Genomic DNA, 16237 nt, shown 5'->3' with positions numbered 1-16237 from the left:
GCGGGGAGTGGCGCACGTGTCGGTGACCCGTGCGAGGATGGGTCGTCCTCCAGGCCTAGGACAAGGAGAATGTCCACGTGGGAGTGGGTTCGGACGGAGTGGCGGGCAGCTTGTGGCGCGAGGATCGGAGCGGACGTGAGTGAGAATCAGAACCTTCTCGCGGAGCAGCGTCGCGCCCTGATTCTCGACGAGGTACGGCGCCGGGGCGGCGTCCGGGTGAACGAGCTGACCCGCAAGCTCGGCGTCTCCGACATGACGGTCCGTCGTGACCTCGACGCGCTCGCCCGCCAGGGCGTGGTGGAGAAGGTGCACGGCGGCGCGGTGCCGCTGGTCGAGGCGAGTACGCACGAGCCGGGTTTCGAGGCCAAGTCGGGTCTGGAGCTGACCGCCAAGGAGGACATCGCGCGGGCCGCCGCCGAGCTGGTCGCGCCGGGCACGGCGATCGCGCTCTCGGGCGGTACGACGACGTACGCGCTGGCCCATCAGCTCCTTGACGTGCCGGACCTGACCGTGGTCACCAACTCGGTGCGGGTCGCCGATGTCTTCCACTCGGCGCAGCGCCTCTCCGGCCAGCGGCAGGGCGCGGCCACGGTCGTGCTGACGGGCGGGGTGCGCACCCCGTCCGACTCGCTGGTCGGCCCCGTGGCCGACCAGGCCATCGCGGCGCTCCACTTCGACGTGCTGTTCCTCGGGGTGCACGGGATATCGGTCGAGGCGGGCCTGTCGACGCCGAACCTGGCGGAGGCCGAGACCAACCGGCGGCTGGTGCAGTCCGCACGGCGGGTCGTCGTGGTCGCCGACCACACCAAGTGGGGCACGGTGGGGCTGAGTTCGTTCGCCGCGCTGGACCAGGTCGACACGCTGGTCACCGACGCCGGGCTGCCGGCCGAGGCGCGGGCGGAGGTCTCCGAGCACCTGCGGCGCCTGGTGGTGGCCGGAGAGCCCGAGGACGGTACAGACATCTGACGGTCCGCCAGCTAAGGTGACGCTGCCCGCGGCTCCGATCCCAGGTGGGGGTTTCGTCCATGGCACGCCGTCTGCGCCCGGTGGAACTCGACTTCGCCGCGACCGCTCCCCTGCGTCTGGTGTTCGCCCGCGAGGTGGCAGCCCCTCCCGAGGTGGTCTTCCACGCGCTGGCCGAGGACGTGCCCGGCTGGAGCGAGTGGTTCTCGGCGGTGACGCTCGCCCGGCCGACCGGGGACGGCGCCGGGCGGGAGGTCCGGCTCCGGGGCGGTACGCGCTTCCAGGAGACGGTCCTCGTGGCCGAGGCCCCCGAGGTGTACGCGTACCGGGTGGACGTCACGAACGCGCCCGGACCCCGGGCCCTGCTCGAGGAGTGGCGGCTGGCTCCGGCCGGGAAGGGCACCCGCGTCCAGTGGACCTTCGCCGCCGACGGCGCGGCCCCGTTCCGGCTGGCCCTGAAGCTGGGCCGGGCGGGTCTTGGCCGCGCGTTCCGCCAGGCGGTGACGGCGCTGGACCGACGGCTGACGTCGACTCACGCGTGACGGCTGGGGCCTGTCGTTTGGATCGGGTCGTTTCAGGCGACGGTGCTTGATCAGTGGCCCGGACCTGATCCGAACGACAGGCCCTGGGTCCGCCCGTGGACGCGCCCCAAGAGCCGCGCCCAGGCGGTCAGTCCGGCCAGACGCCCGTCTGGAGCAGGGCCGCGATCGCCGTGGTGTAGGGCGCGATGTCCAGCCCCTGTTCGGCCAGCCACGCGTCCGAGTAGTACTTGTCGAGATAGCGGTCCCCCGGGTCGCAGAGCAGCGTCACCACGCTCCCCTTGCGCCCCTCGGTGACCATCTCGGCGACGATCTTCAGCGCGCTCCACAGCCCGGTGCCGGTCGAGCCGCCCGCCTTGCGGCCGATGGCCTGTTCCAGTGCCCGCACGGCCGCCACGCTCGCGGCGTCCGGCACCTTCATCATCCGGTCGATCGCGCCCGGCACGAAGCTCGGCTCCATACGGGGCCTGCCGATGCCCTCGATACGTGAGCCGCAGTCGCAGGTGACGTCCGGATCGCCGGTGGTCCAGCCCTCGAAGAAACACGAGTTCTCCGGGTCGGCGACGCAGATGCGGGTGTCGGCCTGCATGTAGTGGACGTAGCGCGCGAGGGTGGCCGAGGTGCCGCCGGTGCCGGCCGTGGCGACGATCCACGCGGGCTCCGGGAAACGCTCCAACTCCAGCTGGCGGAAGATGGATTCGGCGATGTTGTTGTTGCCGCGCCAGTCCGTGGCCCGTTCCGCGTAGGTGAACTGGTCCATGTAGTGGCCGCCGGTCTCGACCGCGAGGGCGGCGGACTCCTCGTACATCCTGCGGGAGTCGTCCACGAAGTGGCACTGCCCGCCGTGGAACTCGATCAGACGGCACTTCTCGGCGCTGGTGGTGCGCGGCATGACCGCGATGAAGGGCACGCCGATCAGCTTCGCGAAGTACGCCTCGGAGACCGCGGTCGAGCCGCTGGACGCCTCGATCACCGGTCGGCCCGGCCGGATCCAGCCATTGCAGAGCCCGTACAGGAAGAGTGAGCGGGCGAGGCGGTGCTTGAGGCTGCCGGTGGGGTGGGTCGACTCGTCCTTGAGGTAGAGATCGATACCCCACGCCTCGGGCAGCGGGAAGCGCAGCAGGTGGGTGTCCGCCGAGCGGTTCGCGTCGGCCTGGACCTTGCGGACGGCTTCTTTGAGCCAGGTCCGGTACCGCGCGTCGCTGTGGTCGACGTCGAGGGTTTCGCCGGTCCGGATCTGCTGAGGGGTGCTCACGGCGGGGCTCCTTACGCATCGCGCCGACGCCGGTTCAGATGGTCGGACGCCTCGATCATAAACACCTTGCGCACGCTTCTCACCTGCATAAACACACCTTTGAGCACCTCAAAGGCACCCCTGGAGCAGGGGTGTCCGAAGCGACGGGGGGCGCACCCGGGCGAGTGCTCCCGTCCCCGCCGTCACCTCGTCATGCGCACTGGTGCTCGCCGCTGCCTGCGGGCAGACTGCACGGCAGGGGACGCGGCCCGCGTCCGACCGCGCCGCGCGGGATGACACCCCGGAGCGGTCGCGCACACCGGAGCTCGACCCGCGCGGGATCCGGGGCCGGGACGCGGGACAGAGCGATGCGGGACAGAGCACAGCCGACGCGCACAAGGGGGCGGAGCATCATGGCGGAGCCGGAGTTCACGGCCACGGGCGTGCGGATCGGGAAGAGGCTGCGGTCGCTCACCCGGGCCGGACAGGTCCGGATCAGCGACGGCAGGCTGGAGTTGCTGACGAGTTACGGCAGCGAGATCGACAGTGCGCCGGTGCAGGCGGTGCGGGCGTCGAAGCCGTGGTTCGCGCCCGAGGACCGGGCGTTGGCCGACGTCAACGGCACCCGCTATTCACTCACGCTCGGCGAGCACGACCCCGCGCCGGGCAAGCCGGGGCCGCCCTCGGCGCGCCGGTTCATAGAGGCGGTTCGCAGGGCGGCGGGGCGCAACGGCTGAGTCGGCCGCGCGGCAACCGACACGGGAGCCTTCGGTTCGCCACCGGCAAGGGCCGACACAGGCACCCACGACTCGCGACCGGCGACGCCCTGCGCGCAGGCCTTCGACCCCCGGCCAACGGCCGCCTACCGGGTACCCCCGAGCGCGCGACCAGCGACGCTCGCGGCCCGCGGCGGTCGGCACGCGGGACCCGGGCCCGCACTCCCCGGTCGCCTGCCCGAGCAGACCCGGCGCGCAACCGGCGACGGCGGCCGGGCAAACCTCGGACGTCCCACCGTCGGCGTCCGGCACGAACGCCCTCACCACAGCCGACCACAGCCGTCCGACAAGGTCTGGGCTCGCAGCCGACGATCCCCGGACCGGGAGCCCCGCGCTCGCGACCCCTCGGTCGACGAGAACCGAAGGCACAGCCCGAACTCACGTCCGGCGAAACCCGACGTGGGAGCCGACGTGGGAGTCAACGGCTCGCACTCGGCGGCGGTCGGTGACCGAACCCTGGCGGGCTTGTGGCCGGGCATGGTCCGAGGTGGAGACTCCGGGGCGCGTCCCGCCAGGGGCGGTGCCGGGGGCCTCGGTCGGCCGCGGCCGAGGGGAACCCGGTCCCGGATCGGCGCCCTCGACGCGGAGACCCCCGTTCGCAGCCAGTGCCGGTCGGCGCGTGAGCGATCCACCCGCAGCCCGCGGCGGTGAACGATGAACGCCGGGCCGCCGGACGCCGCCGCTCAGGCAAGACCCCCGCCCCGCGACGGCTCGGGCCGGAGCGGACCGCGCCGCGAGTTGCAGGACCGCACCCCCTGAGTCACGCTGTTCTCACATCATCACTCTGGGTTCACCGGCGATAACGCTACGAATCAGCCCGCCGGTCACCGCAGCAGGCGGCCGTTCCACTCAGCCACTCTGCTGGATCCGATCTCCGTCTTCTTCCGGACCTCAATTCGGGGAGTCGCAGCCGTGATCAGCCAGCCAAGCAGGCATTGCACGGTGGAGCTCCAAGCCCTGCCGTCGCGGATCGGCCAGGTCCGCAGAATCCTTTCTGCGCAGTTGCGCTACTGGCATCAGGACCCCTTGATAGACCGGGCCGCGCTCGGAGTGACCGAGCTGCTGACCAACGTCCACCGGCACGCCCAGCCGGACAAGGTGTGCACCGTGGAGATCGAGCTGCTGCTCGACCGGCTCACGGTCTCGGTGCACGACCACGACCCCCGCCTGCCCGAGGTACAGGACGTGGACCCCACGGCCACCTGCGGACGCGGTCTCGCGATGATCGCCGCGGTGAGCGAGAGCTGGGGCGTGCGTCCGGACGGCGAGTCGGGCAAGGTCGTGTGGTTCACCCTGCCGACGACCTCGCCCGCGGTGGCGGAGCCCGTGCTTCCGCCGTACGAATCGACTCGCGAGACCACGCGCCGACACGCCGTCGACCCGCTCGACCCGCTCGACGAACGCCGGCCCGAACACGCTCCCGCCCGGTCCGCCGTTGCCGGCTGACCGGGCGGTGACCCCCGTCTCGTACGTCATTCGGTGGCGATGGCGCGCAGCACGTCCAGTCGTGCTGCCCGCCGGGCCGGGCGCAGTCCCGCGAGGGCTCCCGCCGCGAGGCCCACGAGCGCCACCACGACGAGCCGCACGGGCGGGATCGCGAAGGCGAAGGCGCTGTCCGACGCGCCGTCGGAGGCCTCGACGAGCACCCAGCCCAGGAAGGCACCGAGGGCGAGTCCGCCCGCCGTTCCGAAGGCGGCGACGAGGACCGACTCCCAGCGGACCATGGCGCGCAGTTGCGCCCGGGTCTGCCCGACCGCCCGCAGCAGACCGAGTTCACGGGTGCGCTCGTGGATCGCGAGGGTGAGCGTGTTGGCGATGCCGAGCAGGGCGATGAGCACCGCGAGTGCGAGCAGCGCGTAGACCAGGGTCAGCATCATGTCGATGCCGCCGGCCGAGGACTGCGCGTATTCGTCGCGGGTCTGCACCTCGGGATTGCCGTACTGCGCGGCGACCTTCTTGACCGCCGCCTTGCCGTCGGCCGCACTGACACCGCTCTTGAAGGTGACGGCGACGAGCGAGTCGGAGTCCTGGGTGCGGTGCGGGGCCCAGACGGCGCGGGTGATGACGTAGTCGCCGGCGAGTTCGGAGCGGCCGTAGACCGCGCGGACCGTGAAGTTCTCCCGTTTGCCGTCGGTGAAGGTGAGCCGGGCGGTGTCACCGGTCGTGAGGTGCTGTGTGTCGGCCTCCTTCCGGGTGAGCGCGATGCCGTCGGTGCCCAGGTGGTCGAGGGAGCCGCGTACGTCACCGAGATCGAACACCTTGCCGAGTGTGACCGGGTCGGTGACGGTCAGCGCCCGCCCCTTGCCGTCGACTTGGGCGACCCCGCGGCCGAGGCCGACCGCGTACTCGACGGCCGGCTGCCGCGCGATCGCGGGAGCCAGCTTGGGGCTGAGCCCGCTGCCGCCCGCACCGAAGGACGGAGTGCTGACGGCGACGTCACCCGCGAAGGACCGGGAGACCGTCTGGTCCATGGTGGCCTTCAGTGAGGCGCCGAAGACCGTGAACAGCGAGACGACGGCGACGCCGATCATCAGGGCGCTCGCGGTGGCGGCGGTCCGCTTCGGGTTGCGCAGCGCGTTGCGCCGGGCCAGGCCGCCGGTGACACCGCGCAGCGTGTCGAGTGGGGCGCCGAGGGCTCGTACGGCGGCCGACGACACCACGGGCCCGAGGACCACGAAGGCGGCGAGGGCGAGAACGGCACCGAGGCCCGCGAGCCACAGCGACTGGCTCACCAGTACGCCGGTCAGGGTGGCGCCCACCGCCACTACGGCCAGCGCCGCACCCATGATCGCCCGCCCCCGTGAGGCTGCGGACCGGTCGACGGCCGTCTCGCGCAGGGCGGCCAGCGGCGCGGTGCGTCCGGCTCGTACGGCGGGCAGCAGCGCGGAGCCGAGACAGACCACGATGCCGACCGCGAGCGGCAGCAGCATGGACAGGCCGCTGATCACCAAGTCGCCCTGGGGGAAGGGAAACCCGATGGCCGGGAACAGCGCCTGCAGCCCGGCAGCGATCCCGATGCCGCCCGCGAGGCCGGCGGCCGACGCGGTCACCGCGACCACGCTCGCCTCGACCAGGGACGAGACGGTGACCTGACGGCGGGAGGCGCCCAGGGCGCGCAACAGGGCGTTCTCACGGGTGCGTTGGGCGACGACGATCGCGAAGGTGTTGTGGATGGAGAAGGTCGCGACCAGCAGCGCGATGCCGGAGAAGACGAGCAGGAAGGTGGTGAAGATGTTCAGGAACTGGCTGGAGATCATGTCGGTGTTCTCCCGTGCCGACTCCTGGCCGGTGATCGCCTCGACTCCCCTGGGCAGGACGGGAGTCAGGTCCGCGACGAGTTCGGCCTGACCGACCCCGGGGCCGGCCCGCACCCGGATGTTCGCCGCCTCGCCCGGCTTCGCGGTGAGGTACTTCTCGGCGTCGGCCTGCGTCATCCCGGTGAACGTCACCTGCGCCATGCCGTCCTCGCCGCCGAAGGTCGCGAGGCCCACGATCGTCACCTTGACGGGATCGGGAGTGCGCAGAGTTGTCGTGTCGCCGATCTTCAAGCCGCCCTTCTTCGCGGCGCCGCGGTTGACGACGACCTCACCGGACTTCGACGGGGCGTGGCCCGCAGCCAGTTGGTACGGGTTGAGCTTCGGGTCGGTGATCCAGTTGCCGGCGAGGGTGGGCGGGCCCTGGCCGCCGATGGGCTTGCCGTCGCTGCCGACGAGCTGGCCCGCGCCCTGGATGTCGGGGGCGGCGGCCGCGACGCCGGGAACCCGCTCGACGGTCTGCACCAGGGCGGTGTCGACCGGTTGGCGCACGCCCTGGCTCTCACCGGGCGTCGTGATGGCGTCGGCGCTGCGGACGACCGCGTCGGTGCCCTTCGTGGCGTCGCCGAACAACGCGCTGAAGCTCGCCCGCAGCGTGTCGCCCATGACCAGCGTTCCGGCCAGGAAAGCGACACCGAGGAGCACCGCAAGGAACGTACCGGCGAAGCGGCGTTTGTGGGCGCGCAGGGAGGACACGCTCAGGCGCACGGAGGCGTTCACGACCGCCCTCCTTTGCCGTCGAACGCCTTCATCCGGTCGAGGACCTTGTCGGCCGTCGGGGACTCCATCCGGTCCACGAGGCGTCCGTCGGCAAGGAAGACGACCTCGTCGGCGTGTGCGGCCGCCACCGGGTCGTGCGTGACCATGACGACCGTACGGTCCATCCGGCGCACCGCGCGGCCGAGGAGGTTCAGGACCTCCTCGCCGGAGCGGGAGTCGAGGTTGCCGGTGGGTTCGTCGGCGAAGACGACGTCGGGTCGGCCGGCGAACGCCCGGGCCACGGCGACGCGTTGCTGCTGTCCGCCGGAGAGTTCGGCGGGGCGGTGGTGGAGCCGGTCGCGCAGGCCGACGACGTCGACGAGCGCGTCGATCCACTCGCGGGAGCCCTTCGTCCCTGCGAGGTCCAGGGGCAGCGTGATGTTCTCGGCGACGGTCAGCGTCGGGATCAGGTTGAACGCCTGGAAGACGAAGCCGACACGGTCGCGGCGCAGCAGGGTGAGGCGGCGGTCGTCCAGCGTGCTCAATGGGGTGTCTCCGATGAACGCGGCGCCCGAGGTGAGCGTGTCCAGGCCCGCCGCGCAGTGCATCAGGGTGGACTTGCCGGAGCCCGAGGGGCCCATGATCGCGGTGAAGCGTCCGGCCGGGAAACCGACGCTCACCCCGTCCAGGGCCCTGACGGCGGTGTCGCCGCTGCCGTACACCTTGACGGCGTCGGCGACACCCGCGGCATGACGCGTCGTGGTGGCGGTCGTCATGCCGCTCCTCCCTTGCCCGGGCGGCCGAACTGCTCGTCCAGGACGGAGAGCCGGCGCCAGTACTCGTCCTCGTCGATCTCGCCGGTGGCGAAGCGGCGGCCGAGCAGCGCGATCGGCGAGTCGGCCGTCGGGCGGGAGTCCCGGGGCGGACCGAAGTCACCCATGGCGCGCCACGGTCCGCGGCGCCCGCGCCCCACGGTGCGGCGCAGGACCGTCACGACGCCGATCACGACGGCCGCCCAGATCAGCGGGAAGAACAGGATCCACGGGCCGGGGCCGCCGTCCCAGTTCGCCAGAGTCTGCATCTCGGGTCATCTCCTAGGTGGGTGGGAGCTGTTGCGATACGTCGAGACTCGCTCCGGGAGGGGGCCCGAGTCGTCGTACGGCCAGCGGCCGTGCCCGTACCTCCGCGGGAGTACGCGGGGCGTCACCGCCTGCTTCCTCGGCCCGCTCCTACTGCCCTCGACTCTGTACCTACTAGTATGTACAGTGAGTTCATGAGCACTCCGGAGCGGCTGATCGAGTCCACGCGCGAGCTGTTGTGGGAGCGCGGTTACGTGGGCACCAGTCCCAAGGCGATCCAGGAGCACGCGGGTGCCGGACAGGGCAGCATGTACCACCACTTCAAGGGCAAGCCCGATCTCGCCCTCGCCGCGATCCGACGCACCGCCGAGGAACTGCGGGCTACCGCCGAGGACGTACTGAGCACGCCCGGTTCGCCGTACGAGCGCGTCGAGGCGTATCTGCGCCGGGAGCGAGACGTCCTGCGCGGCTGTCCGGTCGGTCGGCTGACGATGGACCCGGACGTGATCGCCAGCGCGGAGCTGCGCGCCCCCGTCGACGAGACGATCGACTGGCTGCGCGAACGACTGGCCCAAATCGTCGAAGAGGGCAAGGAACAGGGGCAGTTCGCGCCATCGTTGGACGCCGAGGAGATCGCCGCGACGATCCTCGCGACCATCCAGGGTGGCTATGTGCTCGCGCGCGCCTCCGGCTCCCCGGCCGCCTTCGACACGGCCGTCCGCGGACTGCTCGCCCTGCTCTCCCCCACCCGTCGGGACCTCGGCTGAAGGCTTTTGAGGCCTGAAGGCCCCTCAAGGAGGCATGCGATGCACGCGATGCAGTACGAACTGACGTTCCCCGCCGAATACGACATGGGGATCATCCGCGCCCGGGTCTCTCGCATCGGGCACCTCCTCGACGACTGGGAGGGGCTCGGTTTCAAGACGTATCTGATGCGTGAGCGCGGGGGGCACGGCTCGCCGGTCAACCAGTACGCGCCCTTCTACCTCTGGAACACCGTCCAAGGCATGAACTCCTTCCTGTGGGGCGGCGCCTTCCAGGGCCTCGTCAATGACTTCGGGCGGCCGGTGGTGCAGAACTGGACGGGCCTCGCGTACGAGGAGGGCGGCGCCGCCGGTGTACCGGCCCAGGTCGCGGTGCGGCGACGGCAGCCCGTACCGGAGAGCGCCGACCTGGCCGAGGTGATGGCGGAGGCCGCGGCGGAGGCGGAGCGGCTGGCCTCGCTCGACGGCGCGGTGTGCGCGGCCGCCGTCGTCGACCCGCGCCACTGGGAGCTGGTCCACTTCTCTCTCTGGGACCACGACACGCCCAAGGCACCCGGCGAGGTCTTCCAGGTGCTGCATTTGTCGGCGCCCGGGCGCGACTCGCTGCCCCGGGGCCGGCAGTGGTGAGCCCTGCCCCCACGAGCGTCGGTGGCGCCGTCCCCGCGAGGGTCCGTACGGTCCTCGGGGACGTGCCGCCCGAGCGCCTCGGGGTGTGCGACGCCCATGACCACCTCTTCTTCGGCAGTCCCGCGCTCCCCGGCCAGGAACTGCGCGACGCGTCCGCCGCGCGGGCCGAACTGGCGGCATTCCGCGAGCAGGGCGGCGGGAGCGTGGTGCAGTGGACGCCGTACGGGCTGGGCCGGCGCGCCGCGGACCTGCCGCTGCTCTCCCGTGACACCGGCGTCCATGTGGTCGCCGCTACGGGCCTGCACCAGGCGGTCCACCACACACCGGAGTCGCTCTGCGAACTGCGCGGCAGGCTGACCGAGGTCTTCGTCTCCGAGCTCACCTCGGGCATCGGCACGTCCGGGGTCCGGGCCGGACTCGTCAAGGTCGCGGGCGGCTTCCACGCGCTCGACGCGCACGCCCGCTGGACGATGACGTCGGCGGCCGAGGCGCACCACGCCACGGGCGCGCCGATCGCCGTGCACCTGGAGCTGGGCACGGCCGCGCTCGACGTACTCGACCTGCTGTGCGGCGAGTTGGAGGTGCCGCCGCACCGGGTGATCCTGGGCCACCTCAACCGCTCCCCGGACCTCGTGGTGCAGCGCCAAGCCGCCGAGGCGGGCGCCTACCTCGCCTTCGACGGACCCTCCCGCGCGAACCACGCCACCGACTGGCGCATGCCCGACGCCGTACGCGCCCTGGCCGACGCCGGTTTCGGCCACCGCCTGCTCCTCGGGGCCGACACGACGACCGCTGCGGCACGCTCGGTCAACGGCGGCCCCGGGATGCCGTATCTGCTGCGCCGGGTGCGCCCACGGCTCGCACTGGCTCTGGGTGCGGAACTCGTGGAGCGCATCTTCACGCAGAACCCCGGCCGGGCGCTCGCCGTGGAGTGGCGCGGTACACCACCCCGTCCGCCCCGGCTGCCGGACGCCGCCTAGGCCATGTGGGGCCTGAGCACACCAAGCACGCGAGAGGGCCACTACCGCCTCGACGGCCTCGTATCAGGTCCGGCCTCAGGTCCGGCCTCAGGTCCGGCCTCAGGTCCGGCCTCAGGTCCGGCCTCAGGTACGAGCCAGTGCCGCCGGGGGGTCGTCCAGGACCGGCTGCCAGGCCAACTCCGCCGCACCTACCAGGGTGTTGTGGTCCAGGGTGCAGGCGAGGATCGGTACTCCGCCGCTCTGGCCCCACAGGCTGCGGTCGGCGACGACGGCGCGCAGGCGGTCGGGGTCGGCGTCGAGGAGGGTGCGGTGCAGGCCGCCGAGGATGATCCGGTCGGGGTTGAGGATGTTGACCAGTCCGGCGAGGCCGAGGCCGAGCCGGTCGATCAGCGCCTCCGTGGCCGTGCGGACGGAGGGGTCCTGGTCGTACCGGGTGCGGATCAGGTCGTTGGCCTGCTGGAGGAGGGACACCTCGGGGCCGGGGTCGCGGTCCGCCGCCGTGAGGAACGCCAGGGGGTCCGCCTCGACGTCGAGGCAGCCGCGGCTGCCGCAGTAGCAGGGGCGGCCCTCGGGGTTGACGGTGAGGTGGCCGACTTCGAGGGCCAGGCCCGAGCTGCCCGTGTGCAGCCGCCCGTCGAGTACGAGCGCGCCGCCGACGCCCCGGTGCCCGGTGGCCACGCACAGCAGGTCGCGGGCGCCACGCCCGGCGCCGTGGCGATGCTCGGCGAGGGCGGCGAGGTTGATGTCGTTCGCGGCGAACGCCGGGCCCTCGATGCCCGCCGCGCGCACCCGCTCTGCGAAGATCCGGCGAACGGGGGCGCCCGCGGGCCAGGCGAGGTGGAGGGGGTTGAGGGCGAGCCCGTCCGGCTCGGCGACGGCGGACGGTACGGCGAGTCCGGCGCCCACGCAGCGCCGCCCGGTCGCGCGGAGCAGCTCCGCGCCGGTCTCGACGACGGCGCCCAGCACCTTCGCCGGGTCGGCGTCGACGGTCTCGCAGCTGGGCGCGGTGGCGACGATCCGGCCGCCGAGCCCGACCAGCGCGGCGCGGAACCCGTCGGCGTGCACCTGTGCGGCCAGCGCGACAGGACCGTCCTCGGCGACCTCCAGGCGGTGCGAGGGCCGTCCCTGCGAACCGGCCGCCGCGCCGGGCCGCGCGTCGACCCGGATCAGCCCCAGCGCCTCCAGCTCCGCGGCCACCGCGCCCGCGGTCGCCCGGGTGACGCCCAGCTCGGCGGTGAGTACGGCACGCGTCGGCGCGCGTCCGGTGTGCACGAGTTCCAGCGCGGGTCCGAGCGCCCCGCGCCCCCGGTCCAGCCGTGTCCGCGTGTTCCCTTCCCCCGCCGTCCGGGGGCCCGCCTTGCCGTTCATGAGGGCGAGTCTCCCATGATCCGCTCGTACGGTGCCCCGCCCGAAGGCACCTGGAAGCCACTCACCCGTAGCGTCACGTTCAGACGGCCGGTCAGGCCCAGTTCGGGCGGCGCCGTATCGTCGCGCACTCGGGGAACCCCGTGGTAGGCGAGCCGGGAGGCCCCGCCGAACACGAACAGGTCCCCGCTGCGCAGTTCGACATCCGTGTACGGGCGCGAGCGCGACTCGGTGTTCCCGAAGCGGAAGACGCAGGTGTCGCCGAGGCTCAGCGACACCACAGGCGCGTCGGACTTCTCGTCGCTGTCGCGGTGCATGCCCATACGGGCGTCGGCGTCGTAGAAGTTGATCAGTGCGATGTCGTACGGGGCGGTGGCGGCCTCGGGGCCCAGGGTGTCCGCGACCGCGCGGCGGCCGAGCTCGTCCAGCCAGGCGGGGAAGGGCTTCACCGGGGCGCCGTCACCGTCGGCGACCGTGCGCGCGTACCGGTACGGGTACCAGTGCCAGCCCAGGCACACCTGCCGGGAGGTCATCGTGCCGCCGCCGGGCGTGTAGACCGTACGCAGCCCGGCCGGTGGGCGGGCCCACGCACGGCAGGCCTCGAGGAGCTGCCGCTGGGCAACCGGGTCCAGCCAGTCCGGCAGATGCACCGCACCCGGCGCGATCTCCGCCCGGCTCCGGGGGAACAGCTCCTCATCCATGGACATGCCACCATCCTCGCGCACCCCGCCCGTCCCGTGCCCGCACCTGATCAAGACCCGGCCCGGACCTGGCTGAGCTGCGGCTCGGCTAGCCTTGACCCACGATGAACGACCGGATGACCGCGCCCTGGGCCGAGTACGCGCTGGCCCGCTTCCCCGAGGACCCCCGCGACCAGCTCCGTGCCTGGGACGCCGCCGACACCTATCTGCTGCGGCACCTCGCGGAGAGCGGAACGCCGCTGTCCGGGTCGGTCGTGGTGGTCGGCGACCGCTGGGGAGCACTGGCCACGGCGCTGTCGGCGCACCGGCCGACGCAGATCACCGACTCCTTCCTCGCGCAGGAGGCGACCCGGGCGAACCTGGGCCGCAACGGGGTCGAGGCGGCCGCGGTACGGCTGCTGACCACCCAGGACACGCCCCCCGACCGCATCGACGTGCTCCTCGTCCGGGTGCCGAGGAGCCTCGCCCTGCTGGAGGACCAGCTGCACCGGCTGGCGCCCGGCGTGCACGAGGGGACCGTCGTCGTGGGCACGGGCATGGTCAAGGAGATCCACACCTCGACGCTCCACCTCTTCGAGCGGATCCTCGGCCCGACCCGGACCTCGCTGGCCGAGAAGAAGGCCCGGCTGATCTTCTGCACCCCCTACCCCGGGATCGCCCGCGCCGCCAACCCCTGGCCGTACAGCTACCGGCTCCCCGACGACATCGGGCCGGTTTCCGGCCGTACCGTCGTCAACCACGCCGGCGTGTTCTGCGCCGACCGTCTCGACATCGGCACCCGCTTCCTCCTCCAGCACCTGCCGCGCAGCCGGGGCCCCGAGCGGATCGTGGACCTGGGCTGCGGCAACGGAGTCGTCGGTACGGCCATGGCGCTGGCCAACCCGGAGGCGGAGGTGCTGTTCGTGGACGAGTCGTACCAGGCGGTCGCCTCGGCCGAGGAGACGTACCGGGAGAATACCGACGGCGTCGGCGCGGAGTTCCGCGTGGGCGACGGACTCGCGGACGTCCCCGCCGGGAGCGTGGACCTCGTCCTGAACAATCCGCCGTTCCACTCGCACCAGGCGACGACGGACACCACGGCCTGGCGGATGTTCTCGGGGGCGCGGCGCGCGCTGCGGCCGGGCGGCGAGCTGTGGGTCATCGGAAACCGCCATCTCGGCTACCACCTGAAGCTGCGCCGCCTCTTCGGCAACAGTGAACTCGTGGCGAGCGACGCGAAGTTCGTCGTCCTGAGGGCCGTCAAGAAGTAGCCCCGCGCAGCACGCGGGGCGAGGCACCGAGTTCGCGGCGGCACGCCTTGTTGAAGGCCTGTAGGTCGGGGATGCCGACGGAGGCGGCGACCGCCGGGATGGAGAGCGTCGAGGCCCGCAGCAGATGGTGGGCCCGCTGAAGTCTGCGGTGGCGGATGTAGGCCACGACCGTGGTGCCGGTCTCGGCGCGGAAGAGCCGGGTGAGGTGGTTGTGGGAGATCCCGGCGGCGCGGGCGATCTCCGGGATGGTGAGCGGCGCGGCCAGCCGGGCCTCGATGTGGGCGATGGCCGTGCCGACCGCCGGGTGCGGGCCGCGGCTCGTGGCGGTGGGCGGGGTGAGCCGGGCGATACGCCACAGCGCGGTCCAGATCTCGGCCCGGGTGTGCTCGGGTGCCCCGGGGGCCGCCGCGATCGCGTTCAGCAACAGGCTGGAAAGGATGGGGAATTCGGGTCCCGCGTCCTGCATCACGGGGACGGTGCGGGGCGCTCCGGCGGGGGCGATGCGCAGATGGGCGTAGAGATGTTCGGAGCGGCCCTGGTAACGGTAGCGGACCGTGGTGCCGGGCGGTACGAGGCTCACGCGGCCGGGGCGGATGGTGTGCGCGGTGCCGTCGACGGTCAGCTCGGCGTCGTACTGGTAGAGGTGCAGTTGCCACAGCTCCGGCAGCCGGAAGACGTCCGTGCGGCTCGCCACACCGTGCACGCCGACGCCGATGTTGACGACGGCGGGCGGCTCGCCGAGGTGCAGTTCCGTCTCCCGCATGGTGAAAAACTACCAGCAGTGGTGAGCCGCGCCAACGCGCCGCCGGCGCCGCCGAGCCTACGTTGAGTCGCATGACCAACACGCTGGAGCACACCACGGACACCCCCCTCCTGAGTTCGGTCCGGATGGCGCACTTCGTGGCCCACGGCTCGCTGCGGCTGGACGACGTGGTGCCGCCGGAGATGAACGCCGAGGGCATGGAGGTGCTGCGCGCGGGCGTGCCCGAGGTTCCCTACGGCAGCTCCGTGCCGGCCGCCTACCCGGCGGGTTCCTTCGTCCGTCGGCTGCTGGAACTCCCCGCCGTGGCCGGGGCCCTGCGGAGCCTCGTCGGGCCCGGCCCCGCCGTCGACCACCACTACGTCCACATCCGCGAACCGCACGAGGGGCGGGCGCAGCCGCTGCACGGTGACGCGATCATCGACGTGCGCACCGACGCCTTCGACGTGCAGCTGATGTACTACCCGCAGGACGTCACACTCGACATGGGCGGCACGCTCAGCGTGCCGGGCAGCCATCTGCGGCGCACCAACGAGTCGGACACCGGGCGCTACCAGAATCTGCGCGGGCAGAGCCGGCTGGTCTGCCCGGCGGGCACCGTGGTGTTTCTGCACCATGGCCTGTGGCACGGCGGGCGGCGCAACGACAGCGACGTGGTCCGCCGTATGTTCAAGATCCGCTTCAACCCGACCGTGCGGCAGCGTCGGCTGTGGGACACCTCGGACCTCGGCGACCCGGGGGTCGCCGAGGAACTCTCCACGACGTTCCCCTGGTACGAGCACGCCACCGGCCGCCTCGAGATCTACCACCGGGTCCTGCTGTGGCGCGCGCTCACCGGGGACGACTCCTTCGACCTGGACCACTGGGTGACCCGGGTCGCCAACCGCCCCCAGGAGGAGGCTGTATGAGTGTCCGTCAGCAGGTTCTGGTCCTCTACCTGGCCACCTCCGCACTGGACGCGGAGGTGGTGGGCTGGTCGGTCTACGACGGCACCGGCCGCACGTCCCCCACGACCGGGGACAGCGACGAGCCGCCGTACGCGTCGGGTATCGACGCCCTGAAGGACGGCTGGCGGTTGTTCCAGGCGGCGCAGCTGATCCCGCCGTATCCCGGGGGCGAGTACGACGTGTCGTTCCTCAAGCACGAGCTCTTCTTCGAGAAGCTGGTCGACGCCGGGGGCCGCTGA

The 16237-nt window shown here is 72.3% G+C and carries 17 protein-coding genes; 10 read left to right on the top strand and 7 right to left on the bottom strand.

Annotated elements, in window-relative coordinates:
• Positions 1–135: 135 nt before the first annotated feature.
• Both SMIR_RS35720 and SMIR_RS35715 read left to right on the top strand, forming a co-directional pair.
• On the top strand, positions 136–966 hold the full coding sequence (locus SMIR_RS35720; RefSeq protein WP_168489576.1) for a DeoR/GlpR family DNA-binding transcription regulator: 831 nt from the start codon (positions 136–138) through the stop codon (positions 964–966).
• A gap of 59 nt (positions 967–1025) precedes the next feature.
• Positions 1026–1505, top strand: a complete 480-nt coding sequence (locus SMIR_RS35715) for an SRPBCC family protein (RefSeq protein WP_212727871.1) — start codon at positions 1026–1028, stop codon at positions 1503–1505.
• A 127-nt stretch (positions 1506–1632) separates the two neighbouring features.
• Here SMIR_RS35715 and SMIR_RS35710 read toward each other — a convergent pair whose 3' ends face one another.
• Positions 1633–2757, bottom strand: a complete 1125-nt coding sequence (locus SMIR_RS35710) for a PLP-dependent cysteine synthase family protein (RefSeq protein WP_168489578.1) — start codon at positions 2755–2757, stop codon at positions 1633–1635.
• Positions 2758–3149: 392 nt separating this feature from the next.
• Here SMIR_RS35710 and SMIR_RS35705 point away from each other — a divergent pair, with 392 nt between their 5' ends.
• Positions 3150–3473: a hypothetical protein gene (locus SMIR_RS35705; RefSeq protein ID WP_054228734.1), complete on the top strand. Its 324-nt coding sequence runs from the start codon at positions 3150–3152 to the stop codon at positions 3471–3473.
• 951 nt (positions 3474–4424) lie between these two features.
• Positions 4425–4958, top strand: coding sequence for an ATP-binding protein (locus SMIR_RS35700; protein ID WP_212727870.1), 534 nt, complete (start codon positions 4425–4427; stop codon positions 4956–4958).
• Between the two features lie 26 nt (positions 4959–4984).
• On the opposite strand, the gene SMIR_RS35695 is transcribed toward SMIR_RS35700, so the two are convergent.
• The 3 genes from SMIR_RS35695 to SMIR_RS35685 are packed head-to-tail and all read right to left on the bottom strand — an operon-like array spanning position 4985 to position 8606.
• Positions 4985–7546, bottom strand: a complete 2562-nt coding sequence (locus SMIR_RS35695) for an ABC transporter permease (RefSeq protein WP_212727869.1) — start codon at positions 7544–7546, stop codon at positions 4985–4987.
• On the bottom strand, positions 7543–8301 hold the full coding sequence (locus tag SMIR_RS35690) for an ABC transporter ATP-binding protein (protein ID WP_168489581.1): 759 nt from the start codon (positions 8299–8301) through the stop codon (positions 7543–7545). Before SMIR_RS35690 ends, SMIR_RS35695 begins: the two co-directional genes overlap by 4 nt.
• Positions 8298–8606: an SHOCT domain-containing protein gene (locus SMIR_RS35685; protein ID WP_168489582.1), complete on the bottom strand. Its 309-nt coding sequence runs from the start codon at positions 8604–8606 to the stop codon at positions 8298–8300. Before SMIR_RS35685 ends, SMIR_RS35690 begins: the two co-directional genes overlap by 4 nt.
• Positions 8607–8798: 192 nt before the next feature.
• Between SMIR_RS35685 and SMIR_RS35680 the strand changes: the two genes are divergently transcribed.
• Genes SMIR_RS35680 through SMIR_RS35670 form a run of 3 tightly spaced genes read left to right on the top strand, consistent with a single transcriptional unit; the run spans position 8799 to position 10975 of the window.
• Positions 8799–9371, top strand: a complete 573-nt coding sequence (locus SMIR_RS35680) for a TetR/AcrR family transcriptional regulator (protein ID WP_248002826.1) — start codon at positions 8799–8801, stop codon at positions 9369–9371.
• Positions 9372–9410: 39 nt separating this feature from the next.
• A complete protein-coding gene (locus SMIR_RS35675; protein ID WP_168489584.1) occupies positions 9411–9995 on the top strand; it encodes a DUF4865 family protein in 585 nt (194 codons plus the stop codon).
• A complete protein-coding gene (locus SMIR_RS35670; protein ID WP_249938519.1) occupies positions 9992–10975 on the top strand; it encodes a phosphotriesterase family protein in 984 nt (327 codons plus the stop codon). The genes SMIR_RS35675 and SMIR_RS35670 overlap by 4 nt, the downstream gene beginning before the upstream one ends.
• A gap of 123 nt (positions 10976–11098) precedes the next feature.
• Here SMIR_RS35670 and SMIR_RS35665 read toward each other — a convergent pair whose 3' ends face one another.
• Entirely contained in the window at positions 11099–12343 is a 1245-nt protein-coding gene (locus SMIR_RS35665) for an ROK family protein (protein WP_212727868.1), read from the bottom strand.
• Positions 12340–13041, bottom strand: a complete 702-nt coding sequence (locus tag SMIR_RS35660) for an alpha-ketoglutarate-dependent dioxygenase AlkB family protein (protein ID WP_168500857.1) — start codon at positions 13039–13041, stop codon at positions 12340–12342. Before SMIR_RS35660 ends, SMIR_RS35665 begins: the two co-directional genes overlap by 4 nt.
• Positions 13042–13145: 104 nt before the next feature.
• On the opposite strand from SMIR_RS35660, the gene SMIR_RS35655 reads away from it, so the two are divergent.
• On the top strand, positions 13146–14291 hold the full coding sequence (locus SMIR_RS35655) for a methyltransferase (protein ID WP_211118633.1): 1146 nt from the start codon (positions 13146–13148) through the stop codon (positions 14289–14291).
• Here SMIR_RS35655 and SMIR_RS35650 read toward each other — a convergent pair.
• Positions 14281–15054, bottom strand: a complete 774-nt coding sequence (locus tag SMIR_RS35650; RefSeq protein WP_168489585.1) for a helix-turn-helix domain-containing protein — start codon at positions 15052–15054, stop codon at positions 14281–14283. The genes SMIR_RS35655 and SMIR_RS35650 overlap by 11 nt on opposite strands.
• A gap of 71 nt (positions 15055–15125) precedes the next feature.
• On the opposite strand from SMIR_RS35650, the gene SMIR_RS35645 reads away from it, so the two are divergent.
• Together SMIR_RS35645 and SMIR_RS35640 are read left to right on the top strand one after the other, a co-directional pair.
• Positions 15126–15959, top strand: a complete 834-nt coding sequence (locus SMIR_RS35645; protein WP_212727867.1) for a phytanoyl-CoA dioxygenase family protein — start codon at positions 15126–15128, stop codon at positions 15957–15959.
• Complete coding sequence (locus SMIR_RS35640) at positions 15956–16237, top strand: hypothetical protein (protein ID WP_212727866.1); 282 nt, start codon at positions 15956–15958, stop codon at positions 16235–16237. The genes SMIR_RS35645 and SMIR_RS35640 overlap by 4 nt, the downstream gene beginning before the upstream one ends.

This window comes from Streptomyces mirabilis, assembly GCF_018310535.1.
In the GTDB taxonomy this organism is placed as follows: domain Bacteria; phylum Actinomycetota; class Actinomycetes; order Streptomycetales; family Streptomycetaceae; genus Streptomyces.
Note: the sequence above shows the minus strand (reverse complement) of the source record. Positions and strands in the feature narration are given on the sequence as shown.